Annotated in this window: 1 protein-coding gene; it reads left to right on the forward strand. The window is 33.0% G+C overall.

All coding sequences use genetic code 11. From position 1 onward, the window contains the following. On the forward strand, positions 1 to 476 hold a 476-nt coding region (locus FE392_RS22715; protein ID WP_319931942.1), incomplete at both ends, for a hypothetical protein.

A 476-nucleotide genomic window follows, 5' to 3' on the forward strand; every position in this document is an offset into this window, starting at 1 on the left:
AAAAAGAGTTTGGAAAGTGATGTCGTTGATAAGTACAAAGAATTAGAGATAGTAAAACAACAAGTAGAGAGTGAAAGTGAAAAGCTACAGCTAATTGGCCAGTGTCATATAGAGTTAGAAAAAAGAGTAGAACAAATGCAAAAAGAATTAGATAGTGCTACGGATCAAGTACCAAATGAACCTGTTAAAATTCCATTTTTACGTAAAGAAGTAGTAGTAGAAGTACAGGATAAAATGTTTGGAAAAGCTGAAATCACGAAGAAACAGACAAGAAATTATGTGTTATCACCAGAACAATATCAAGAAGTAACAAAGCAAGTGAATGCAGCGGTTACTATCAAAAAGGACTATAACCGTTTGAGAAAAACAGATTTTGTGAAAGAGAATGAGAGTTTAAAAGTGCATGCAGAGGGATGGATGGAAGAAAATCGAACATTGAAACAAGAAAAAAATCAGTTACAAAAAGAAGTTGGTGT

It is taken from the genome of Xenorhabdus santafensis (genome assembly GCF_033949405.1).
GTDB lineage: Bacteria > Pseudomonadota > Gammaproteobacteria > Enterobacterales > Enterobacteriaceae > Xenorhabdus > Xenorhabdus santafensis.